General features: G+C 63.4%; 20 protein-coding genes. 14 read left to right on the top strand and 6 right to left on the bottom strand.

From position 1 onward, the window contains the following. Positions 1 to 53: 53 nt before the first annotated feature. The 4 genes from fabB to CLV89_RS01715 all read left to right on the top strand — a co-directional run bounded on the left by fabB (position 54) and on the right by CLV89_RS01715 (position 3472). Entirely contained in the window at positions 54 to 1283 is a 1230-nt protein-coding gene (gene fabB / locus CLV89_RS01730) for a beta-ketoacyl-ACP synthase I (protein WP_106161898.1), read from the top strand. A 4-nt stretch (positions 1284 to 1287) separates the two neighbouring features. Next, a complete protein-coding gene (locus tag CLV89_RS01725) occupies positions 1288 to 2082 on the top strand; it encodes an enoyl-ACP reductase FabI (protein WP_106161896.1) in 795 nt (264 codons plus the stop codon). Between the two features lie 140 nt (positions 2083 to 2222). Beyond that, complete coding sequence (locus tag CLV89_RS01720; protein ID WP_106161894.1) at positions 2223 to 2855, top strand: HD domain-containing protein; 633 nt, start codon at positions 2223 to 2225, stop codon at positions 2853 to 2855. Beyond that, complete coding sequence (locus CLV89_RS01715) at positions 2852 to 3472, top strand: TetR/AcrR family transcriptional regulator (RefSeq protein WP_106161892.1); 621 nt, start codon at positions 2852 to 2854, stop codon at positions 3470 to 3472. Before CLV89_RS01720 ends, CLV89_RS01715 begins: the two co-directional genes overlap by 4 nt. Positions 3473 to 3612: 140 nt before the next feature. On the opposite strand, the gene CLV89_RS01710 is transcribed toward CLV89_RS01715, so the two are convergent. Continuing rightward, positions 3613 to 4686, bottom strand: coding sequence for an ABC transporter substrate-binding protein (locus CLV89_RS01710; protein WP_106161890.1), 1074 nt, complete (start codon positions 4684 to 4686; stop codon positions 3613 to 3615). Between the two features lie 326 nt (positions 4687 to 5012). After that, positions 5013 to 5441 (bottom strand): FKBP-type peptidyl-prolyl cis-trans isomerase, encoded by a 429-nt coding sequence (locus CLV89_RS01705; protein WP_106161888.1) that lies wholly within the window; start codon positions 5439 to 5441, stop codon positions 5013 to 5015. Between the two features lie 167 nt (positions 5442 to 5608). Here CLV89_RS01705 and CLV89_RS01700 point away from each other — a divergent pair, with 167 nt between their 5' ends. The 8 genes from CLV89_RS01700 to CLV89_RS01665 all read left to right on the top strand — a co-directional run bounded on the left by CLV89_RS01700 (position 5609) and on the right by CLV89_RS01665 (position 12938). Then, the gene (locus CLV89_RS01700) at positions 5609 to 6298 is read left to right on the top strand and encodes a haloacid dehalogenase type II (protein ID WP_106161886.1); all 690 of its coding nucleotides are present in this window, start codon (positions 5609 to 5611) and stop codon (positions 6296 to 6298) included. Positions 6299 to 6335: 37 nt separating this feature from the next. Then, positions 6336 to 7181, top strand: a complete 846-nt coding sequence (locus tag CLV89_RS01695; RefSeq protein ID WP_106161884.1) for an alpha/beta fold hydrolase — start codon at positions 6336 to 6338, stop codon at positions 7179 to 7181. Continuing rightward, on the top strand, positions 7181 to 8158 hold the full coding sequence (locus CLV89_RS01690; RefSeq protein ID WP_106161882.1) for a threonine ammonia-lyase: 978 nt from the start codon (positions 7181 to 7183) through the stop codon (positions 8156 to 8158). Before CLV89_RS01695 ends, CLV89_RS01690 begins: the two co-directional genes overlap by 1 nt. A gap of 125 nt (positions 8159 to 8283) precedes the next feature. Further along, complete coding sequence (gene pcaD / locus CLV89_RS01685) at positions 8284 to 9075, top strand: 3-oxoadipate enol-lactonase (protein WP_106161880.1); 792 nt, start codon at positions 8284 to 8286, stop codon at positions 9073 to 9075. Continuing rightward, complete coding sequence (locus CLV89_RS01680; RefSeq protein ID WP_106161878.1) at positions 9068 to 9778, top strand: alpha/beta fold hydrolase; 711 nt, start codon at positions 9068 to 9070, stop codon at positions 9776 to 9778. Before pcaD ends, CLV89_RS01680 begins: the two co-directional genes overlap by 8 nt. Before the next feature lie 193 nt (positions 9779 to 9971). Then, complete coding sequence (locus tag CLV89_RS01675) at positions 9972 to 11063, top strand: zinc-binding dehydrogenase (protein WP_106161876.1); 1092 nt, start codon at positions 9972 to 9974, stop codon at positions 11061 to 11063. A gap of 122 nt (positions 11064 to 11185) precedes the next feature. Then, the gene (locus CLV89_RS01670) at positions 11186 to 12418 is read left to right on the top strand and encodes a mandelate racemase/muconate lactonizing enzyme family protein (RefSeq protein WP_106161874.1); all 1233 of its coding nucleotides are present in this window, start codon (positions 11186 to 11188) and stop codon (positions 12416 to 12418) included. A gap of 202 nt (positions 12419 to 12620) precedes the next feature. Beyond that, a complete protein-coding gene (locus tag CLV89_RS01665; protein WP_106161872.1) occupies positions 12621 to 12938 on the top strand; it encodes an ArsR/SmtB family transcription factor in 318 nt (105 codons plus the stop codon). A gap of 40 nt (positions 12939 to 12978) precedes the next feature. Here CLV89_RS01665 and CLV89_RS01660 read toward each other — a convergent pair whose 3' ends face one another. Further along, the gene (locus CLV89_RS01660; protein ID WP_106161870.1) at positions 12979 to 13827 is read right to left on the bottom strand and encodes a fumarylacetoacetate hydrolase family protein; all 849 of its coding nucleotides are present in this window, start codon (positions 13825 to 13827) and stop codon (positions 12979 to 12981) included. 79 nt (positions 13828 to 13906) lie between these two features. Next, complete coding sequence (locus CLV89_RS01655; RefSeq protein ID WP_423837289.1) at positions 13907 to 16960, bottom strand: ABC transporter transmembrane domain-containing protein; 3054 nt, start codon at positions 16958 to 16960, stop codon at positions 13907 to 13909. A gap of 235 nt (positions 16961 to 17195) precedes the next feature. Between CLV89_RS01655 and CLV89_RS01650 the strand changes: the two genes are divergently transcribed. Further along, a complete protein-coding gene (locus CLV89_RS01650) occupies positions 17196 to 17585 on the top strand; it encodes a DUF3307 domain-containing protein (protein WP_106161868.1) in 390 nt (129 codons plus the stop codon). Positions 17586 to 17703: 118 nt separating this feature from the next. Here the strand turns inward: CLV89_RS01650 and CLV89_RS01645 are convergent, their stop codons facing one another. Next, positions 17704 to 18294, bottom strand: coding sequence for a type 1 glutamine amidotransferase family protein (locus CLV89_RS01645; RefSeq protein ID WP_106161866.1), 591 nt, complete (start codon positions 18292 to 18294; stop codon positions 17704 to 17706). A gap of 111 nt (positions 18295 to 18405) precedes the next feature. Next, positions 18406 to 18864, bottom strand: coding sequence for an Lrp/AsnC family transcriptional regulator (locus CLV89_RS01640; RefSeq protein ID WP_106162304.1), 459 nt, complete (start codon positions 18862 to 18864; stop codon positions 18406 to 18408). A gap of 160 nt (positions 18865 to 19024) precedes the next feature. Here CLV89_RS01640 and CLV89_RS01635 point away from each other — a divergent pair, with 160 nt between their 5' ends. Next, a complete protein-coding gene (locus tag CLV89_RS01635) occupies positions 19025 to 22441 on the top strand; it encodes an indolepyruvate ferredoxin oxidoreductase family protein (protein ID WP_106161864.1) in 3417 nt (1138 codons plus the stop codon). Positions 22442 to 22455: the final 14 nt, after the last annotated feature.

Genomic DNA, 22455 nt, shown 5'->3' with positions numbered 1-22455 from the left:
GGCACAGGAACGGGGCCAGCCCCCTTTCACACGAGTACACAGGAGTACGCATCATGCGTCGCGTCGTCGTCACCGGTCTGGGAGTCGTCTCTTCCATCGGGAACACTGCCGAAGAGGTCATTGCCTCCTTGAAGGCCGGCAAGTCCGGCATCACCGCCAGCGAAGAGATGGCGGAACACGGGTTCCGCAGCCAGATTGCAGGCACGCTGAAAATCAACCCCGCCGAGCACGTGGACAAGCGCACCCTGCGCTTCATGGGCCCCGGCGCCGCCTATGCGCATATCGCCATGCAACAGGCGATCACCGATTCCGGCCTGGGCGAGGATCAGGTAGTGAACGAACGCACCGGCCTGATCGCAGGCTCCGGCGGGCCGTCCACCTCCTCGATGCTGACCGCGCATCAGACCGTGCTGAAGACCGGCGCCACCAAGCGCATCGGCCCCTTCGCGGTGCCGAAATGCATGTCCTCGACGATCTCCGCCAACCTGGCGACCGCGTTCAAGATCAAGGGCATCAACTATTCGATCACCTCTGCCTGCTCCACCTCGCTGCACTGCATCGGCAATGCCGCAGAGCAGATCATGATGGGCAAGCAGGACGTGATGTTCGCCGGTGGCGGCGAGGAACTGGACTGGACCCTGTCCTGTCTGTTTGACGCCATGGGCGCGATGTCCTCGAAGTATAACGACACACCGGAAAAAGCCTCCCGCGCCTTCGATCAGGACCGCGATGGTTTTGTGATCTCCGGCGGCGGCGGCATCGTGGTGCTGGAAGATCTGGAGCATGCGCTGGCGCGTGGTGCCAAGATCTATGCCGAAGTGACCGGCTTTGCCGCCACCTCCGACGGACACGACATGGTGGCCCCCTCCGGCGAGGGCGGCGAGCGCGCGATGCGTCTGGCCCTGCAGACCCTGCCCGAAGGTCGCAAGGTCTCCTACATCAACGCGCATGGCACCTCGACACCGGTTGGGGACGTGGGCGAGGTCGAAGCCGCCCGCCGCGTCTTTGGCGCCGGTCAGGTGCCGCCGATCTCCTCCACCAAATCGATGACCGGCCACGCGCAGGGTGCGGCAGGCGCGCTGGAGGCGATCTTCAGCCTCCTGATGCTGGACAATGATTTCATCACCCCTTCGATCAACGTCGAAACCCTCGCAGAGGGTATCGAGGACGGCGAAGTGGCGACCCAATATGTTGAAAACGCAGGGCTCGACAGTGTCATGACCAACAGCTTCGGCTTTGGCGGCACCAATGGGTCCATGGTTCTCAGCAAGTACAAGGATTGACAACGTGACAGGAGTATTGGCCGGCAAACGGGGCCTGATCATGGGGGTGGCAAATGACCGCTCCATCGCCTGGGGGATCGCCAAGGCGATGCATGAGGCCGGGGCCGAGCTGGCCTTCACCTATCAAGGCGAGGCCTTCGGCAAACGTCTGGAACCGCTGGCGGCCTCAGTCGACAGCGATTTCATGGTGGATGTGGATGTCACCGACGATGCGTCGCTCGACACCGCGTTCGAACAGCTGGGCGCGCGCTGGCCGACGATCGATTTCATCGTCCACGCCATCGCCTATTCCGACAAAACGGAGCTGACCGGCCGGTTCATCAACACCAGCCGCGCCAACTTCAAGAACTCGATGGATATCTCAGCCTATTCCTTCATCGAGGTGGCCCGTCGTGCCTATCCGATGATGCAGGAAAACGGCGGTGGCACCATGCTGACGCTGACCTATGGCGGCTCGAACCGGGTGACCCCGAACTACAATGTGATGGGCGTGGCCAAGGCCGCGCTGGAAAGCACCACGCGCTATCTGGCCAACGACCTCGGCCCCGATGGCATCCGCGTCAATGCGATCTCCCCAGGCCCGATGAAAACGCTGGCCGGTGCTGCCATCGGCGGCGCGCGCAAGACCTATAAGCACACCGAGCAGAACGCCCCCTTGCGGTCCAATGCGACGCTGGAAGCGGTTGGTGGCACAGCGGTCTATCTGGCTTCGGACGCCGGCGCCTACACCACCGGCGAGATCATCCGCGTCGATGGCGGCTTTCATATCTTGGGCATGCCGCAGCAAGATCACCTCTGATTTAATATTACATATCAGTCAGTTAAGGCGCCCTTCGGGGCGCCTTTTCTTTTTGCCTCAGGTCATTTTGAGCCTGGGTGCTTTTATTTTATACCGAATCGCACAATAAAAGAGAAGCCGTCTTAATCAGGATATCTCAGATGCTTCTCACCGACCTTGTGCCCCCGCCCGACACCGCGCCCTGCACCGCCGCCGAGGAAATGGCGCGAATGGCCAGCGATCCGTTTCTCTACAACCACGTCAGCCGGTCATTTGTCTTTGGCGCCCTCACCGCTCGGGCAACAGGCATGCAATATGATCCGGAGCTGTTTTACATCGCTGCCATGCTGCATGACCTCGGCCTGACCGAGCAATATATGGCGGATGACCGGTTTGAGGTGGACGCTGCCGAAGCCGCCGCCACCTTCCTAACGGCGCAAAACGTCGAGCAATCGCGCATCGACCGGGTCTGGGACGCGATTGCGCTGCACACCACATTTTCGATCCCGCAGAAAAAATCACCCGAGGCCGCGCTGGTGCAGATCGGCGCCGGTCTGGATGTGGGCGTCATCCCGCATGATCAGATCACCCCGGAGGTGATGGAACAGGTGCTTGACGCCTACCCCCGTCTGGGCTTCAAAAAGGCAATGGAACAAGCGCTCACCCGGATCTACAAAGCCAAGCCCATGACCGCGATGCATAATTTTGGCGCAGACGTGGCCCATCGCCATGTGCCCGGCTTTCACCAGCCACATTTCTGCGATGTGCTACACGGGGCGGACTTCCCCGAATGAGCAAGGCGGGGCAGACACGCGGTCGGGGCCGCCCGCGTAAGTTCGATGAACGTGCGGTGCGCCAGACGATCATGGAGACCTTCTGGCAGAAGGGCTATGCGGCGACCTCGCTGGATGACCTTTCTAAGGCCACCGGCCTCGTGCGCCCCAGCCTCTATGCCGCCTTTGGAAATAAGGAAGCGATGTTCCTGCGCGCGATGGATGATTTTGTCATCCGCGTGCAGGGCGATCTGGCGCAGCAGATCCCGCGCGATGCCACGCCGGAGGAGGCGCTAAGGGCCGTCTATATGGCCATGCTTGCAATCTATCGTGACGAGCCCCTTGAGCAGGCGCGTGGTTGCCTCGTGTTCTCCACCGCCGTTGCCGCCGCCCCTCTGCATCCGGAGATCCGCAGCCGGCTGATGCAGCGGGTCACGCAGACCGACGCTCAGTTCCGTCGCCTGCTTAACCACCTGGCTCCGGACACGGCGGAGGACACCCGTCAGGCCGCAGCTGAACTGGCCGCTGCCACACTGCATTCGCTGGGCCTGCGGGTGCGGGCGGGCACAGATCCCGCGGATCTAAGCCGTTTTGCGCAACGCGCGGCCCGCAGTATCTCACTGCTGCTGCAGCGCTGACGGTCGGCGCATTTCCCGCCGCATTCCGGGCCGTGCAGACGACGTTGCCAGCGACAGCGTTTCGCCTCCCTGTCCACAACCACGACAAAGGGGCGCCGCAGCGCCCCTCTCTCTTCTAGCTTTCACACTGGCGGTTTCAGTCAGCTACCCGCTTCCGACGCCCGCTTGGACAACATGTTCATCACGTTGTTGGCCAGCTTGGTATAAGGCGGCCAGAACAGCTCTTCAGCAAAGAACTCCGGGTTGTCATCCAGCATCGGATTCGCATCCACCTGCGTGGTCGCCGCCACCATGCCAAGACCGTTCACGATGCGCTCCTGCACGTCCTTGCCGATGAAGTAGTTGGCAAAGATCTCGGCCGCTTCCAGCTTTTTGCCCTTCAGCTTTTTCGAGAAGTTGATGGTGTCGAGCCAGACGGTGTTGCCCTCGTCGAAGTTCACGATGCTCCAGTTCCCACCGGAGGCCACATGAGCCGCTGCGCCGGGACCGTAGGAGGCCACAAAGGCCAGGTCGCCGCGGAATTCCGGGCCTGCACTCCAGAAGAAGCCGACCTGATCGTGCAGCGCGTTCATCGTTTGCTGCAACTCACCATCTGCTTTCTGTAGCGCCGCCATTTTCTTGCGGTCACCAGAGGCATCCTGCACCGCAAAGGGCGACTGCCCCATGGACATCAACGCCAATGCCACATTCGGCTGCACCTGGCCTGAGGTCAGCGAGATCTGCCCCTTCCACTCGGGCTTCAGCAGGTCAGCAACCGAGGTCGGATGCTCTGCAACCACGTCGTCATTGGCCCAGATCCCGTAGGAGCCACCGCCAAACGGCAGGTACAGCGGACCGGCGTCGGACATGCCCATCGGGATCGCACTCAGCTCCGGCAGAAGTGCCTCGGCATTGCTCAGACGGGGCGAGGACGTGTCGATCGGCTGCAGCAGGTTGGAGAACGGAAAGCCTTCCATATTGATGTAGTTCAGCGTCAGGAAAGAGACATCCACATCGCCTGAACGGATCACGTCAAACATCTGCTCCGGACCTTCGGCCAGAGTGTCCAGCACGCGGACCTCAATATCATAGCCTTCGGACGCAAGGATGTCGTTGACCGCGGCAACCTCATCCGGCTGAACATACCCATCCCAAGTAAAAATATTCAAATATTCAGTAGCTTGCGCCATGGTGGCACCCATGGTCAGAACAGTGCTGAGAAGCAGATTACGCATATTTCAAAACTCCGGTTTTAACTTTTCCACCCACCGCCCCAAAGATGCAGCAGGGCTGGCGCAAACGTCGCCGGGAGAAATGAACACCAGATGAAGACGCCTCAGGTCGCCCCGAAAATGCGTCGCGCAATTTAGACAAGTTTTGGGTGGTTTTGATGCCCCGATCACATGACAGTTTGGCCCCCTAATGGCCCCAACACTGGCGCAACGGACCGCGCCGCGCCGCAGGCGCGGCGCCCGGCCCAACCGGGAGGGACGCGTATTCGCGTCTGCGAGCGGGCGGGAGATCTCCCCCGCCGGCCCGCGTTTTCAGCCGTGGTCCGCCCTCAGGCGATCGCCACCAGCTCCACGTCAAAGACCAGATCCTGGCCCGCCAGACGGTGGTTGGCATCAAGCGTCACATTGGTCTCGTCCACTTCGACCACGGTCACCGGCAGCACCTGACCCTCGGGGGTCTGCATCTGCAGCATGGTGCCGATTTCCAGCGGAATGTCCTCCGGAATACCCTCGCGCGGCACGGCCTGACGGGCTGAGGGGTTGATCGGCCCGTAGGCGTCCTCGCAAGCGATCTCCAGCGTCTTTGAATCGCCCTCTGCCATCTCCAGCATGCCATCATCCATGCCCTTGATGACATGGCCGGCGCCAACAGTGAATTCGAGCGGATCACGCCCTTCGGAACTGTCAAAGACGGTGCCGTCTGTCAGCTTTCCGGTGTAGTGGATGCGAACCGTGTCGCCATTTTTTACCGCGGTCATGATGACCCCCTTTCGGGTTCTCAGGTGTGTTTTTGGGCCGAGGGCCCGAATGATAAGAGGCCACCCTAACGCTCATGGCAGCAGAGTAAACCCGTACCAACACAATTTAGCCCATTGAGCCCGGCCCCGCTTGTGGCAGTTTCGCTGCCAACACGGAGGCCTTCCAAATGACGATCAAGACCTGCATTTTCGACGCCTATGGCACGCTGTTCGACGTCGCCGCCGCCGCCCGACAGGCCGCAGCAGAGCCGGAATTCCCGCAGCTTTCGGACAATTGGGCGACACTGGCGCAAACCTGGCGGCTGAAACAGCTGCAATATACCTGGCTGCGCGCCGTCACCGAGGCGCATACGGATTTCTGGCAGGTCACGCAGGACGGCCTTGACTGGGCGCTGGAGGCCGCCGGTCTTGATGCTCAGCCCGCCCTGCGCCAACGGCTGCTGGACCTTTACTGGGAACTGGCCGCCTACCCGGAGGTGCCCGCGATGCTGCGCGCGCTCAAGGACGCGGGCTATCAGACCGCCATCCTGTCGAACGGGTCGCCGCAGATGCTGGCCGGGGCTGTGGACTCCGCCGGGCTTGGCGACGTGCTCGATGATGTGCTCTCGGTCGAAAGCGTCGGTATCTTCAAACCCGCCGCGGCTGTCTATGATCTGGTCGGCCAACGGTTTGGCGATGAACGGCCCGAGGTGCTGTTTGTCTCCTCCAACGGCTGGGACGCGGGCTGCGCCACCGGCTATGGCTTCACCACCGCATGGGTCAATCGCGCGGATGAGCCGGTGGACCGCCTGCCTTGGCGCCCGGCGCATGTCCTGAGCGACCTGACCCCGATCCCCGACATCGCCGCCACCGCCTGAACCACTGCCCGCTACACCACCTGAGAAAGACATCTTCATGAGCCGTTTCACCACCCCAGACGGGCTGTCGCTCTACTATGAGACCCACGGCAATCGCGACGGGCTGCCGCTGATCTGCCTGCCCGGCCTGACCCGCGACGGGCAGGATTTCCGCTATGCGCTGCCGCATCTCTCTGCCTATCACGTCATCCCGCTGGATCTGCGCGGGCGCGGGCGGTCGGATTATGCCGAAGACCCGTCCAGCTACAACATCCTGACCGAGGCCGGGGATGTGATCGCCTTGATGGACCACCTCGGGCTGGCTCGCGCGGCCCTGCTTGGCACCTCGCGCGGCGGGCTGGTGGCGATGGCGATCGCCGGCACCGCCCGCGACCGGTTGTCGGCGGTGATCCTCAACGACGTTGGCCCCGATATCGCCGAGGAGGGTCTGGGCCGGATCTTCGACTACCTCGGTCGCCGCCCTTCCGCGAACACCCATGCCGAGGCCGCCCAGACGCTGGAGGCCGTGATGGCGCCAGCCTTCCCCGGCGTTCCGTCGCAACGCTGGCTGGAGGAGGCGCAGACCTTCTACAAAGAGACGCCGGACGGGCTGGAGCTACGCTATGACGCCCGCCTGCGCGATGCCATGCTGGCCCAGGTCGCTGCCCTGGCCGAGATGGAGGAGAAGCCCAGCCTCTGGCCGTGGTTTGCCGCCCTCGACGGGCTGCCCGCCGGGGTCATCCGAGGCGCGCACTCCGATATCCTGTCGGCAGAGACCTATGCCGAGATGCAGCGCCGCCTGCCCGCCCTGCGCGCCGTGGAACTGCCGGATCGCGGCCATATCCCCTTCCTTGACGAACCCGCCGCCCTCGCCCTCATCCACGATGTATTGAAAGACGCCTAATGACCACGCTCGCCATGATCGAGGCCGCCGCCGCGCGCCTCAAGGGCCACGCCCGCCGCACGCCGCTCCTCTCCTCGCCCTTCCTTGACGAGATCGCTGGTCGGCGCCTCTTCGTGAAGGCCGAATGCCTGCAGCACACCGGATCGTTCAAGTTCCGCGGCGGCTGGGCGGCGCTGTCGGCTCTGGACCCCGACCTGCGCAAGCGCGGTGTCATCGCCTATTCCTCGGGCAACCACGCGCAGGGTGTCGCCGCGGCGGCCAAGGCCCATGGCGCGCCTGCGGTGATCGTGATGCCCGCTGATGCGCCCCGGCTCAAGATCGACAACACCCGCGCCCTGGGTGCCGAAGTGGTGCTCTATGATCGCGCAGCTGGAGAAAGCCGCGAAGCCGCCGCCGCGCCGCTGGTCGAGAGCCGCGGCCTCACCCTCATCAAACCCTATGACGAACCCGAGGTGATCGCGGGCCAGGGCACCACCGGGCTGGAGATCGCCGAACAGGCCGCCGAACAGGGCGTCACCCAAGGCGATGTGCTGGTCTGCTGCGGCGGTGGCGGACTGACCTCGGGCATCGCGCTGACCTTGCAGGACCGTGCGCCGGGGCTGCGTGTGCGCCCGGCAGAGCCAGAAGGCTTCGACGATGTGGCACGTTCGCAGGCCTCGGGCCGGATCGAGAGTAACGCCACCCCCACTGGCTCCATCTGCGACGCCATCCTGACCCCGGCCCCGGGCGAGATCACCTGGCCGATCCTGTCGCGCCTTTGCGGGCCCGGCCTCACCATCACCGACACCGAAGCCCAGCACGCCATGGCGCTTGCCTTCCAACGGCTGAAGATCGTGCTGGAACCCGGTGGTGCTGCCGCCCTCGCCGCCGCGCTGTTCCATGGCGACCAGATCGAAGGCGATGCGGTGATCGCTGTTGCCACCGGCGGCAATGTGGACCGGGATACCTTTGTCGAGGCACTCAGCCGCTTCTCCTGAGTGGTCCTTCAACCGGCAACATTCCGGCGAGCGCGAAGGGCAAGCCCCCTTCGCCTCGCCCATCGCTGGCCTCTCGCGACGCATCTGTTTATGGTCGCGCGGCAACAGATAGCAAGAGCCCGCCCATGCCCCTCGCAGACCTTGGCGATGTCCAGTTGAACTACACCCTGCATGGCCCGGCCAAGGCGCCGCCCGTGGTCCTTGTGCATGCGCTTGGCACCGACCAGCGCATCTGGGACCGGGTGATCCCGACGCTGCCCGACCGCCTGCGTATTCTGACGTTCGACCTGCGCGGCCATGGCGGGTCTTCGGTGCCCGATGGCCCCTATTCGATGGGCGCTTTGGTGCGCGACGCGGAACGGCTGATGGAGTTCTGCGAGATCCGCGACAGCCTGTTTGTCGGCCTGTCCATCGGCGGCATGATCGCGCAGGGGTTGGCGGTGAAACGGCTCGATCTGATCCGCGCGCTGGTGTTGTCCAACACCGCCGCCAAGATCGGCACGCCGGAGATCTGGCAGCGCCGGATGGCGGCGATCCGCGCCGATGGCCTCGCCGCCATCGGGGCCGAAACCATGCAGCGCTGGTTCCCCCGCGCCTATCTGAAGTCCGGCGCCCATGCCCCGACGCAGGCGATCGTCGAAGGCACCAGCGTCGAAGGCTACCTTGGCTGCTGCGCCGCGGTGGCGGGCACCGATTTCTACACGCCCACCTCCGGCCTGCGCCTGCCCACGCTTGGCATCGCCGGGTCAGAGGATGGCTCCACCCCGCCCGATCTGGTGCGTGAAACCATCGACCTGATCCCCGGCGCGCAGTTTGCGCTGCTGCGGCGCAGCGGCCACGTGCCCCCCATCGACCAGCCCGAAGCCTACGGCGCGCGGCTCACTCAATTCCTGCAAGAGGTTGGACACATTGGCTGATATCCTTCTCGTTCACGGCTCCTGTCACGGAGCATGGTGTTGGCGCGACCTGACCCCGGCGCTGGCCGCCCGTGGTCATTTTGTGCGCGCCATAGACCTCCCCGGCCACCGCGATGACCGCGCGCCTGAAACCGTGACGCTTGATGAGACCTGCCGGGCCGTCGCAGATCACATCACGCCCGAGACCATTGTCCTCGGCCATTCCTGGGCCGGCTTTCCAATCACCGGCGCGGTGGCATACGCACGTCCGCGCGCCCTGATTTACCTCTGCGCCTATGTGCCAGTCTCCGGCCTCTCCCTGATCGACATGCGCAAGGCGGGTCCACGCCAGACCATCGGCGATGCGGCGGTGAAATCGGACGACGGCCACAGCTACACGATCCGCCCGGACGCCGCGCCGGAGCTGTTCTATCATGACTGCCCGCCCGAAGCGGTCTCCTTCGCGCTGGAACACCTCTGCCCGCAGCCGATCCCGCCACAGGCCACGCCGCTTACCGTGCCGTCGGCCTGGGCGGAGCTGCCCAAGGCCTATATCCGCTGTACTCAGGACCGCACCATCCCGCCGGAATATCAGAGCAGCATGTGCGCCGACTGGCCGCAGAAGGATGTACATATGCTCGAAAGTTCGCATTCGCCATTCCTGTCGCAGCCCGGTCCACTGGCAGAACTGGTCGACCAAATTGCCCTTCAGTTCACCCGATAGCGCCGTCACGCCACACCCCGCAACCGGCACCCAACAGACAGCCGGCGGAGTGTCCAAAGCGGCAATCCCGATGCATCACCGCTGCACTCTCCTGACATGCCGTGGCGTAAAACCGACAGATCCGCGCCGCTTTCCGCATTGCAGTGCCCAGTGGGCAACGTCACCCTGAACAAGAACGACGGGGAGACCGACCATGAAAACCATCAAAGCCGCCGTGTGCCACACATTTGGTGCACCACTGACACTCGATGACATTCAGATCGCGCCTCCCGGACAGGGCGAGGTCGAAGTCACCCTGGATGCGGTGGCCATCTGCCACAGCGATATCTCCTTTGCCGAAGGCGCCTGGGGTGGCCACCTGCCTGCCGTCTACGGGCACGAGGCCGCCGGGCGCATCTCCGCTATCGGCGCTGGAGTGGAAGGGTTCGACCACGGCGATGACGTCATCGTCACGCTGATCCGCGCCTGCGGCAGCTGCCCCACCTGCGCCGGTGGCCAGCCAGTGAGTTGCACCACGCCCTATGATGGCCTGGATGGGCCGCTGTCCACCGCAGCGGGCCAGCCCCTGCTTCAGGCCATGGCATGCGGCGCCTTTGCCGAAAAGGTGGTGGTCAGCGCCCGCCAGATCGTCAAGATCCCTGCCGATTTGCCCAAGGAGGTGGCAGCGCTGATCTCCTGCGGCGTCATCACCGGCATCGGCGGCGCGGTGAACGCCGCCAAGCTGCGCGCCGGCGAGGACGTGGTGGTGATTGGTGCCGGCGGTGTTGGTCTCAACGCCATTCAGGGCGCGCGCATCGCAGGTGCCCGCCGCATTGTGGCCGTGGACATGAGCCCGGAGAAGCTTGAAATTGCGCGCGAATTTGGCGCCACCCACGGGGTGCTGGCGACCGAGGCCAAACCCTGGCGCGGCGCATACAAGGCGCTTGGCGGCAAGGGCGCCGATGTGGTGCTGATCACCGTCGGCGCCATCCCCGCCTATGACCAGGCGCCGCGCTACCTTGGCCCTGGTGGACGCGCGGTGATGATCGGCATGCCGCATTCCGGACAGACCGCGCAGTATGAACCTGTGGTCATGGCCGCCCTTGGTCAGGGACTGCAGGGCTCCAAGATGGGCGATGTGGTGATCCAGCGCGATGTGCCCTGGATCGTCGACCTCTACCAGCAGGGCCGCCTCAAGCTTGACGAGCTGATCTCCGGCCGCTGGTCGCTGGCGGAGATCAACGAGGCCATCGCCGACACCAAGACCGGCAGCGCCAAACGCAATGTGATCCTGTTCAACCGCTGAGACCAGCCCCAAAACGCCGGGATCCGGGCCCATTGGCCCGGACCCGCGCGCGCCGGGGCCTCGATGGCCCCGGCGCGCGCTCCCCCTCCACCCGATTGCCAAGCCTCAAAGGACCGAGAGACATGAAACTCCAGGACCTCGACATCATCATCACCGCGCCCCCGGCCCCCGGCTGGGGCGGGCGCTACTGGATCCTCGTCAAAGTCACCACCGACACCGGCATCACCGGCTGGGGCGAATGCTACGCGTCCACCATCGGCCCCAAGGCCATGACCGCCGTGATCGAAGATGTCTTTGGCCGCCACATGCAGGGTGAAAACCCGGAAAACATCGAGCTGATGTTCCGCCGCGCCTATTCCTCAGGCTTCACCCAGCGCCCCGACCCCACCGTCATAGGCGCGTTCTCGGGGCTGGAAATCGCCTGCTGGGACATCCTCGGCAAGCAGCGGGACCGCCCGGTGCATGCGCTCCTCGGCGGCCGCATGAACGATCGCATCCGCGCCTATACCTACCTCTACCCGCTGCCCGAGCATGACATCAGCGCCTTTTGGACCTCGCCTGAAATGGCTGCGGAGTCCGCCGCCGATGCGGTCGCGCGCGGCTATACGGCAGTGAAATTCGACCCCGCCGGTCCCTATACCATCCGCGGCGGCCATATGCCCGCAATGTCCGACATCTCCCAGTCGGTTGCCTTCTGCAAGGCCATCCGCGCGGCAGTCGGAGACCGCGCCGACCTGCTGTTTGGCACCCACGGCCAGTTCAACACCGCCGGTGCCATCCGCCTCGGCCAGGCGCTGGAGCCCTACAGCCCCCTGTGGTTCGAAGAGCCCACGCCTCCCGACATGGTCGAGGACATGGCCCGTGTCGCCCGTGGCGTGCGCATCCCGGTGGCCACCGGAGAGCGGCTCGCGACGAAGGCGGAATTTGGCGCCATCCTGCGCGCGGGTGCCGCGGAGATCCTGCAACCCGCCTTGGGCCGGGCCGGTGGCATCTGGGAGATGAAGAAGGTCGCCGCCATGGCAGAGGTCTTCAACGCGCAGATGGCGCCCCATCTTTACGCCGGACCGGTGGAATGGGCCGCCAACATCCAGTTCGCCGCCTCGATCCCCAACATCCTCATGGCCGAATGTATCGAGACCCCATTCCACAGCGCGCTCATCAAGAGCAGCATCACGGTCGAGGATGGCTATATCACCCCACCCAACGCGCCGGGCCTGGGTATTGACGTCGACGAGGACCTGGCCCGCGCCCACCCCTTCACGGGGGATGACCTGCATCTGAACATGCAGGAAGCGCCCTGTGATTACGCGAACGGCAATGCATTTGAGGGCGGCGCACCACCTGCCAAGGGTTGAAAACACACCAACCGCCTCCCTATATAAAGTGAGGGCGAGAAGAAAAGCGTAAGCAAAGGTTTGCTAAAAAGAATAAATTTTTATCGAAACTCTTGCGAGGCCACGGAGATCCGTGGCCTTACTCTATTAAGCGTCAGTGATTGTTCTGATGCATTCCTTCCTGCTCCCCAGGAATCCAGACGGCTGCGAAAGAAGACCCTATATGATGACTGACACACTGGACATGCCTGTAGCCTCCATGGCGGATAACGCATCGGAAGCCTCAGCACTGCTGAAAGCCCTGGCGCATGAGGGGAGGTTGATGATCCTGTGCTATCTGGCCGGGGAAAAGGAACTCTCGGTCGGCGCCCTCGAAGAGCTGCTGGACAAACGGCAGGCCGCCGTGAGCCAGTTGTTGTCACGCCTGCGCGAAGATCGCCTGGTGGTGGCACGCCGTTCTGGAAAGACAGTTTATTATTCGCTGGCCGACGGACCGGCGACCAAAATCCTCGAGAGCCTTCACGAGATCTATTGCCGCTGAGACCCGGCAAACACCGACCGGGCCTCGCCTTTTCCTGCGATCAGCCGTCCGCGCGCACAGGCTGTCGCTGACGCCCAAGCCCTTGAATTTCAAGTTCTATCACGTCACCATCACGCAGGAAGATGGCATTGGGCTTTTGCCCCATCCCGACACCCGGAGGCGTGCCTGTTGCGATCACATCGCCCGGGTGCAGCGTCATCAGCTGGCTCAGGTGGCTGATGACCTCGGCCACCGAAAATATCATCTTGTCGGTGTTTCCGGTCTGCATCCGCTGTCCATTCACGTCACAGGACAGAGCCAACGCGTGCGGATCAGCCACCTCATCGGCCGTCACCAGCCACGGCCCGATCGGGCCAAAGGTGTCGCAGCTCTTGCCCTTGGTCCATTGTCCGGTCAGCTGCATCTGAAAATCCCGTTCTGAGACATCATTGACGACGCAGTACCCCGCAACATGATCGAGCGCGCTTTCCACAGTGACGTATTTCGCCGCAGTTCCGATCACAACGCCCAGCTCGACTTCCCAGTCTGTCTTGGTCGCCCCCCTTGGAATGCGGATCTCGTCATTCGGCCCGACGATGCATGAATTTGCTTTCATGAAAAGAATGGGGTGTTCGGGGGCGGTTGCACCCACCTCTTCCGCATGATCGGAATAGTTGAGTCCAATGCAGAGGAACTTGCCCACCGAACCGATGCAGGGGGCGTAGTCAATTTCGCCCGACAGCTCCGGCAAGGCGCTGGCATCCAGCGCCCGGATCCCGGCCAACACCGACGGGTTCAGCGTCTCCGGCGTCACATCCCCCACGTGGATCGACAGATCCCGCGCCACGCCCGACTCATCCATCAGACCCGGCTTCACCCCGTCCGCCGTGCGGTACCGAAACAATTTCATATGCTCTCTCCCTGAAAATATCGCGCCGATCCGCCGCACCATCGGGCGCGGTCGGATCGGCAGATCACCTGCCGGCAGGCTAACTGGAAACGTAGCCCGCAACCACCTGCAGCAGCTTGAAGGCCGTGTTGGCGTCGTTCTCCACCACTGCGAGGAATTCCTCCTCACCGATCCGCAGGCAGGTGAGGTCGCTTTCGGCGATCATCGACAGGGCACGGGGTTCCTTGCGGATCAGGCCCAACTCGCCCACCAGGCGGCCGGGGCCGACCTTGGCAATCAGTTGCCCCTCCGCGCCCTCGTCTTCGGCGGGCAGGTAGAGCCCCGCCTCCCCTTCGATGATCATATAAGCGCCGTCGGTGGCCGCATCATCCTTGTGGAACACTGCCGTGCCCGGCGTGGCCTCGAACCAACGCGCCCCAAAGGCCAGCAGGCGCAGCTGACGACGATTGAGACCGGAGAAAAGTTCGGTGCTCTCCAAGGCGCGCAGCTTGCGCGACAGGTCCGCCGCCGCGGCGCTGTCCTCATCGACAGCCTCACGCACATCGGCACGTTCGTCCTTCAGGCGGCCCTGGCGCATCTCGAAGTAGTGATCGAACCGGTCGGGGTCGCGAAAGGCAGGCTCGAGGAAAATCAGCGTGGTGTCCGGCAGCAGGTCCCGCAGGTTGTCCTGCATCGCCCGGCGGGTGTCGCGATCAAAGCTGGCCAAGGCACTGTCGAGGATCAGGATGTCCGGGCGTTTGATTGAGGCCCGGCAGAAGGCCAGCGGCTCGGCAAAGCTCTGCCCCAACCCCTGGCCGCCAACGGAGACCGGCAGCTCGAAAATCAGCTCCACCACCATTTCGCGCACGCCTGCCTTGTCGATCACCTCGGCGACTGCGCGCCGCAGATCCTCGACGCGCGCCCCGGCGCTGTCGGAAATCTTGCCGAAGATGGCATTCTCCAACACCGTGAAACCGGGGGCAAATTCGCTCTTGCTGAGCGGCACGAAGATGTCATCAAGCGTGTCCAGCAATTCACGCCCATGACTGTCACGCAAGGACAGGATGCGATCCTCGATCTCGGTGCTGAAGGCCGGTCCCAGCGCCTCGGCAGAGATCGAGAAAGGCACGATCATCATCTGCGCCAGCTCTTCCGGGTCCAGCGCCTCCGCGCCCTTGGATTTCACCTTCTGCAACAGCTGCAATGCCGCCTCATAATCCGATGCTTCCAGCCCCAGCTTGCGGAAGAGAGGATGCACCGTACCATCCATGCCGAAGATCTGCCGGAGCATCTCCAGCACGTCCTGCGCCAGATTGACCAGATCGGTGTCGAGTCCAATGCGGCGCACGGTCTGCAAAAAGTCATGCTGTTCGCGCAGCAGTTCAAAGGTGATGGGCACAGAGCGCGTCGCATAAAGCAGGTTTTCCACCACCGGCAGCGTCGGGTTGTAATATTCACGGTTGTTGAAATGGGCAAAGGCATCCAGCCCGGCGTCCATCAGGGCCTGCTGCACCTGTGGGCGCAGTTTGACCAGCGCATTGGCCAGTTGTGGATGCTCACTGCTCACAAAAACCTGATCCATGCCGCGCCGCAGAAGCGCGGTGTCCGAACCAATGCCCTCGACGATGCGCAGCCACCACTCGCGCAGTTCGTCCGACTTTTCAAAACCGGCGATCGTCGGATCGACCCAGTTCACCCCAAACGGATCGGCGCTGTTGCCCGCCCGGATCGCGTCGCGCTGCGCCCGTGGATCGGTGGGATCTTCCAGCGGCCGGATGCGCAGCGGCATCAATACGTTTTCCCCGAAAGACCCCTGAAACAGCGCCGGGCGCGAAGTCGCATGCCCGATGCGAGTGGCAAGCACCATCTGGTGCAGGTCACGAATGCCGTAGCCCGCCAGTGTCACCGTGCCGGAGGCGGGCAGCACCTCGCGGGTCAGCACCTCGGCCAGGGCGCGGCGGTCCTCTTCCGACGGGGCGGCAATGCCGATCAGCTCGCCCTTGGGGAAGGTCGCGGACAATTCTTCCAGCACCAGATTGCCGTCGGCGTCGCGCACGCTGACCCCGTCCAGTACGATGTCGCCGGCCAGATGCGGCAGCTCCTCCGGCTCGCCCTGCATCAGGCGTTCGTCCACCATGTCCGGCGGCGCGAACCGCTCCAGGATCACCTCCCAGCGCAGCCCCATGTCCTGGGTCTGGTTGTAATAGGTCAGCAGTTCCTTCCAAGGCGAGGCCAGATCTTTGTAGGCCGCCAGCGCCGCCACCAGTGCGCCGAGCGAGACCTTGCCCTCCAGCACCAGATAACCGCCCACCGCATAGAAGAAGAACGGCGTCAGCTGGGTGATGAAGTTGTTGAGGAACTTCATGAAGAATTTCTTCTGGTAGATGTCGAAGCGGATCTCGTAGAGATGCCCCAGCCGATCCGTCACCCGCGCCATGCGGTAGCGCCAGCCGCCGTTGACGCGCAGGGTCGATGCCCCCGCCGCGCTTTCGCCAATCTCGGAGGCCAATGCACGCACTTGCTGGATGCGCTTTTTGTTGAGCAGGTTGATGCGCCGCTGCAGCATTGGGATCAGCCAGCCCTGCAGCGGGATCAGCGCCACCGCCGCCAGCCCGAACCACAGGTTTTGGACAAACAAGAAATAGAGGATGGTCAGCATCTGACCCGCCTGCAGCACCGGTTGGCTGACCGCATCCCCCATCAACCCGCCCATGGGCTCGGATTCGGAGGTGATCATCGAGACAAGCTCGCCCTGGCTGGTGCGCTCGAAATAGGGCTGCGGGAATCGCAGGACACGGGCGATCAGGCTGTAGCGGAAACGGCGCAACATGCGCTCGGCCAGCACGCCCTTCATGGTATTGATGCGCATCTTGGTCAGGCCATGCGCCAGCACCGCCAGCAGGAAGGCGCCGCATAGGATCCACAGATAGGTGAGCTGGTCGAACTGCTGCCCCCAAACCTCGACGGTGGAGGACTGAGCACCGATGGCGTCATTGATGATGCGCTTGGGCAGCTCCAGCGTCAGATAGAGCAGCGGAAACAGGCAGGCGGTGACCAGCAGGAGAATCAGCTGGTCACGCTTGGAGTACTTCCAGATGAATTGGAAAAGCGTGCGTTCTATGGGAAGGACTCCGAAGATCTTGCGGCTGGGCACCGGCCCGCGTGGTTTAACAAGGAAATTGACGTGATTTCCCCATGATTAGCGCGGTTTGCCCTTCTCAGGCAATGACGCAGACATGACGTGGGCGCAGCCTAGAAAGCTGGCCCTGTTACGTCTGTGAGCTATGTCACAGACAATCCAATGCGATATTTGCGATATAGAGAAAACACCGTAAGGTCCGCGAGTGACCTGCCCGCCGCACGTTGCAACTGCAAGAGGAACATCTGTTTTGCCAGAGAATGTCGGTATCGTCCTGCTGCTGATCTGCCTGTTCGAGGTCAAGCATATGTTTGCCGACTTCTACCTGCAGACCAAAAAGATGCTATCAGGCCGCTGTCAGTATTTTCATCCCGGTCGCGCCCAGCATGCAGGCGTGCATGCGATGGCCTCGGTGGTGGTCCTGTTCATCGTCGGCAGCCCGCCCTGGTTCATTGCGGTGATCTGCGCCGCGGAATGGCTGATCCATTTCAACATCGACTACTGGAAGGCGCATCATACCGAGTGTAACAAGCTGGACCCGACCCAGGGCGCGTTCTGGCGTGCCATGGGCACCGATCAGCTGCTGCATCATCTGACATACATCGGCATGACTGCCGCCTGGGCGATGGTCTCTCTCTGATCCATACCGTGCCGGTCTGCCAAAGCGCCGCGGCGGGGAGGCTCCCGCCCGTGTCGGTTGCATTGAAATGCCCCCTCCCCCGTTGGGCCCAGCGCCGCGCTGACGCGCGGCGGGGGCGCTAGGCCGCAGCGCTGCGCGGGACGCGATGCTCACCACCCAGCATTGATTTCAGCTGATGCACCGTTTCGGCCGGTACATCCAGCGCAGCCATGACCTCGGCGGCAAAGCTGACGGGCGCAGTGCCCGCCGCCGTCACCACGCGTCCATCAGAGACTGCCGTAGGCTGCTCCAGATACGTTGCTGAGCCCGCATAGCTGTCCGCATGGGTGCCGAGGAAGGCCGCATCGTTCGAGGTATGCCGCACCGCGTTCAACAGACCGGCCCGGGCCAACGCAAGGGTGCCGCCACAGATGCCCGCCACAACTGCACCACGCTGATGCGCTGCCCGCAGGACATCGACGACATCCGGCGCTTCGGGGCGTTCCCAGATCGTGCCGCCGATCACCACCAGCGCATCCGGCGCCCAGGCCTCCAGCAGGTCAAGCCCGTCAACCACCCGCGCCACCAGACCACCCATCGAGGTCACCTCGCCCGGCACTGGTGTGACAAAGCGGATCTCCAGCCCGAAATAACCCTGTCCGAGGCCACACAGCACCCCGTATTCCCAATCCGCAAACCCCTGCGTCAGCAGCACCGCCACTTTGGTCATGTCACCCCTCTCCTTCGCCGCCACTCAAGCAAGAACATAAAGTGAACGCGCGAGTCGAACAACCGAGAATTCCACCGATCTGACAAAAATCCATCGCGGCCGCGCAGCCGCTCAGGGCACCACCGGCGTGTCCCGTTTCACCGTCTTCAGGATCACATGGGTCTGCGCACTTGCAACACCCGCCAACTGGAACAGGAAACCCTCGAGAAACTGATTATAGGCTTCTAGATCCGGCGCGAGCACACGAAGATGATAATCCGCCTGCCCCGTGGTGGCATAACATTCCACAACATGGGGATTGGTCTCCACCGCACGGATGAATTCCGTCAGGTGTTCGGGCGCGTGACGCGTCAGGTTGACCTGTACCAGCGCCTCGAACTTCAGTCCCATGGCCTTTGGCACCACGCGGGCCCCGTAGCGAGAGATGACACCAGCCTCCTCGAGCGCGCGCACTCTGCGCCACAACGCCGATGCAGACATGCTGACGGCGTCCGCGAGATCTGCGTTGGACATGCGACAGTCTTCCTGCAGCAGCTTCAGAATGCGGCGATCACGTTCATCCAACTGCATCATGTCGAAATCTCGCTCCTCAAAATCCGGAATATCTGGTTCAGTTTTCCGAATAACTGCCAATTCTCGCATGCTCTGGCAAGATTTTTCACATCTTTCGAATTACACTTTCAGCCACTTCATCCATTTCCCCAACCGATAGCCACTTTAAGGAGCCATCATGACCGAGCTGTCCCATGCGTTTCAGACTTACCAGCTGGAGGACCGCTATGCCCGCACCGAAGGCCGCGTGTTCCTCACCGGCACCCAGGCGCTGGCCCGGATCATGCTGGACCAGTCCCGTCGCGACCGCGCCGCCGGGCTCAACACCGCCGGATTTGTCTCCGGCTATCGTGGTTCGCCCCTGGGCGGCGTCGATCTGGAATTCTGGCGCGCCCGCGACCGGATGAAGGACGCCGGCATCGACTTCATGCCCGCGGTGAACGAGGATCTTGGCGCCACCGCCGTGCTTGGCGCGCAGCAGGCCATTCTTGACCCCGATTGCGAGGTCGAGGGCGTTTATTCCATGTGGTACGGCAAGGGACCCGGCGTCGACCGCTCTGGCGACGCGCTGAAACACGGCAACGCCTACGGTTCCGCGCCCAAGGGCGGCGTGCTGGTGGTGGCAGGTGACGACCACGGCTGCGTGTCGTCCTCGATGCCGCATCAGTCAGACGTCGCCTTCATGTCGTGGTTCATGCCGGTGCTGAACCCGGCGGATGTGGGCGAATACCTGACGTTTGGCGAATATGGCCTTGCACTGTCGCGCTACTCCGGCACCTGGGTTGGCTTCAAGGCGGTGTCGGAAACGGTGGAAAGTGGCCGCTCAGTCGAGCTGCCAAAGGACCGCCAGTTCACCCTGCCCGACCTGCCTGACTATCCCGGCGGGCTGCACATTCGCTCCTCCGATCTGCCCTCGCCCGAGATCGAGACCCGCATCCGCGCCAAACTGCAGGCCGTGCGTGCCTTTACCGAAGCGAATCCGATCGACCGTCGCATCTATGATCTGCCAGAGGCTCGCTTTGGCATTGTCACCACCGGCAAGGGCCATCTCGACCTGATGGAAGCCCTGCGTCTGCTGGATCTGGACGAGGCCACCTGCCGCGACCTTGGCATCGACATCTACAAGGTCGGCATGGTCTGGCCGCTGGCCCGCGCCGAGGCGCTGCGTTTCGTGAACGGCAAGGAAGAGGTGCTGGTGGTCGAGGAAAAACGCGGCATCATAGAAAGCCAGTTCAAGGAGTATTTCTACGACTGGCCCGGCGACAAGCCCAAGAAGATGGTCGGCAAATACCACGCCGCGGGCGAACCGCTGATCCCTTGGGTCGGCGAGCTGAGCCCCCTGATGCTGGTGCCCCTTGTGGCAGAGCGTCTGGACCGGTTCTTCCCCGAGCTGAAGCTGCTGGACAAGGCCCGCGCCCTGACCGACACGCCCCCGAACCTGCTGAACATCACTGGCGCCACCCGCACGCCCTATTTCTGCTCGGGCTGTCCGCACAACACCTCGACCAAGATCCCCGACGGCTCCACCGCCAACTCCGGCATCGGCTGCCACGTCATGGCCTCTTGGATGGGCCGCGACACCGCAGGCTATGCCCAGATGGGCGGCGAGGGCGTGCCGCATCTGGTGGCGTCGAAATACAACGGCGGCAAACATGTGTTCCAGAACCTGGGCGAAGGCACCTGGTATCACTCCGGCTCGCTCGCCATCCGGCAGGCGGTGGCGGCAGGGGCCAATATCACCTTCAAGGTGCTGTATAACGACGCGGTTGCCATGACGGGTGGTCAGCCGGTGGACGGTCCGGTCTCGGTTGCGGGTATCGCCCAGACCAGCCGCGCCGAAGGGGTGGACCGCATCGCGCTAATCTCGGATGACATCGACAAATTCACCCGCAGTGACTTTCCCGCCGGCACCTCGTTCCATGATCGCGCAGACCTCGATCTGGTTCAGCGCGAGCTGCGCGAGGTCAAGGGCGTCACCCTCTTGATCTATGAACAAACCTGCGCCACCGAAAAACGCCGCCGCCGCAAGCGCGGCACCATGGAAGACCCCAAGCGCTTTGCCTGGATCAACGATCTGGTCTGCGAGGGCTGCGGCGACTGTTCGGTCGAATCCAACTGCCTCAGTGTCGAGCCGAAGGAGACCCCCTTCGGGCGCAAGCGCAAGATCAACCTCTCCAGCTGCAACAAGGATTTCTCCTGCCTCAATGGCTTCTGCCCCAGCTTCGTAACCGTCGAAGGCGCCACGCGCCGCAAGAAACTGATCGCCGATCTGGACGCCCAGCGCCTGACAGCCGATCTACCGTCTCCCGACCTGCCCACACTTGCACAGCCCTTCGACCTGCTGGTCACAGGGGTGGGCGGCACCGGGGTTGTCACCGTCGGCGCGCTGATCACCATGGCTGCGCATCTGGAGGGCAAAGGCTCCTCGGTGCTCGACTTTACCGGCTTTGCGCAGAAATTCGGCACGGTTCTCAGCTACATCCGCCTGGCAAAGACCCCCGAAGACGTGCACCAGGTGCGCACCGATCAGGGCTCCGCGGATGCGGTCATCGCCTGTGACGCGGTGGTGTCCTCCGCGCCCAAGGCCTCGGCGCATTATCGCGCCGGTGCTCAAGTGGCCCTGAACCTCGCCGAAATGCCAACCGGCGACATCGTCCTGCGCCGCGACGCCAGCCTCGACATCCCCGCCCGCGCCCGCGCCGTGGCCTCGGTGGTGGGGGCCGAGAACGTCGCCGCGCTCAACGCCAATGCGGTGGCCGAGACGCTGCTGGGCGATGCGGTGTTGGCCAATGTCATCATGTTGGGCTTCTCCTGGCAGCAGGGACTGGTGCCCGTCAGCCTCAGCGCGCTGCAGCAGGCCATCGTGCTAAACGGCGTCGCCATCGAGAAAAACCAGCTCGCCTTTGCCATCGGCCGCACCCTGGCCGCCGCACCGGACCGGCTCGCCGCACAATACTCCGAGGACACGCCCGAAGAAGAAACCCTGCAACAGCTGATCGACCGCCGCGCCGCCTTCCTCACCCAGTATCAGGACGCCGCCTACGCGCAGGACTATCGCGACCAGCTGGCTCGCCTGCACGCCGCCCTGCCCCGCGATCAGGCCGACAGCCTGACGACCCATGCGGCGCGCAGCCTGTTCAAACTGATGGCCTACAAGGATGAATTCGAGGTCGCCCGCCTGATGAGCACCGACAGTTTCAAGGCCGAACTGGAGCGCGAATTTGACGGCGATTTCACAGTGAAATACCACATGGCGCCGCCGCTGCTGAACTTCAAAACCGACGCGCGCGGCCGCCCCGCCAAACGCGCGCTGGGGGCATGGATGTCACCACTGCTGACCCTGCTGGCCAAGGGAAAGAGCCTGCGGCAGACACCGCTCAACCCCTTCGCCTACCACGGCGAGGCCCGGATGCACCGCAACCTGCGCGACTGGTTCATGGACATCATCGAAGATATCGCCGCCCATCCGACGGCCCAAGCCCCCGACGTAATGGCGCAAATCCTCGCCGCCCCGATGGACATCCGCGGCTACGGCCCGGTGCGCGAAGAGGCCGCCCGAACCGTCAAGGCAGAGGTCGAAGCCCTGCGCGGCTGACCTCCTTCACCTTT

The sequence above is a fragment of the Tritonibacter scottomollicae genome (assembly GCF_003003215.1).
In the GTDB taxonomy this organism is placed as follows: domain Bacteria; phylum Pseudomonadota; class Alphaproteobacteria; order Rhodobacterales; family Rhodobacteraceae; genus Epibacterium; species Epibacterium scottomollicae.
The sequence above is the reverse complement of the archived record's forward strand: the minus strand, read 5'-3'. Positions and strand labels throughout refer to the sequence as shown.

Excerpts from the sequence above, each read along its gene's own strand:
- pcaD (WP_106161880.1), top strand. The coding sequence starts at position 8,284 with ATGCCCCTCGCAGACCTTGGCGATGTCCAGTTGAACTACACCCTGCAT.
- CLV89_RS01705 (WP_106161888.1), bottom strand. The coding sequence starts at position 5,441 with ATGACCGCGGTAAAAAATGGCGACACGGTTCGCATCCACTACACCGGA.
- CLV89_RS01690 (WP_106161882.1), top strand. The coding sequence starts at position 7,181 with ATGACCACGCTCGCCATGATCGAGGCCGCCGCCGCGCGCCTCAAGGGC.
- CLV89_RS01670 (WP_106161874.1), top strand. The coding sequence starts at position 11,186 with ATGAAACTCCAGGACCTCGACATCATCATCACCGCGCCCCCGGCCCCC.
- CLV89_RS01710 (WP_106161890.1), bottom strand. The coding sequence starts at position 4,686 with ATGCGTAATCTGCTTCTCAGCACTGTTCTGACCATGGGTGCCACCATG.
- CLV89_RS01645 (WP_106161866.1), bottom strand. The coding sequence starts at position 18,294 with ATGACCAAAGTGGCGGTGCTGCTGACGCAGGGGTTTGCGGATTGGGAA.
- CLV89_RS01665 (WP_106161872.1), top strand. The coding sequence starts at position 12,621 with ATGATGACTGACACACTGGACATGCCTGTAGCCTCCATGGCGGATAAC.
- CLV89_RS01700 (WP_106161886.1), top strand. The coding sequence starts at position 5,609 with ATGACGATCAAGACCTGCATTTTCGACGCCTATGGCACGCTGTTCGAC.
- CLV89_RS01675 (WP_106161876.1), top strand. The coding sequence starts at position 9,972 with ATGAAAACCATCAAAGCCGCCGTGTGCCACACATTTGGTGCACCACTG.
- CLV89_RS01660 (WP_106161870.1), bottom strand. The coding sequence starts at position 13,827 with ATGAAATTGTTTCGGTACCGCACGGCGGACGGGGTGAAGCCGGGTCTG.
- CLV89_RS01635 (WP_106161864.1), top strand. The coding sequence starts at position 19,025 with ATGACCGAGCTGTCCCATGCGTTTCAGACTTACCAGCTGGAGGACCGC.
- CLV89_RS01720 (WP_106161894.1), top strand. The coding sequence starts at position 2,223 with ATGCTTCTCACCGACCTTGTGCCCCCGCCCGACACCGCGCCCTGCACC.
- fabB (WP_106161898.1), top strand. The coding sequence starts at position 54 with ATGCGTCGCGTCGTCGTCACCGGTCTGGGAGTCGTCTCTTCCATCGGG.
- CLV89_RS01715 (WP_106161892.1), top strand. The coding sequence starts at position 2,852 with ATGAGCAAGGCGGGGCAGACACGCGGTCGGGGCCGCCCGCGTAAGTTC.
- CLV89_RS01640 (WP_106162304.1), bottom strand. The coding sequence starts at position 18,864 with ATGCAGTTGGATGAACGTGATCGCCGCATTCTGAAGCTGCTGCAGGAA.
- CLV89_RS01695 (WP_106161884.1), top strand. The coding sequence starts at position 6,336 with ATGAGCCGTTTCACCACCCCAGACGGGCTGTCGCTCTACTATGAGACC.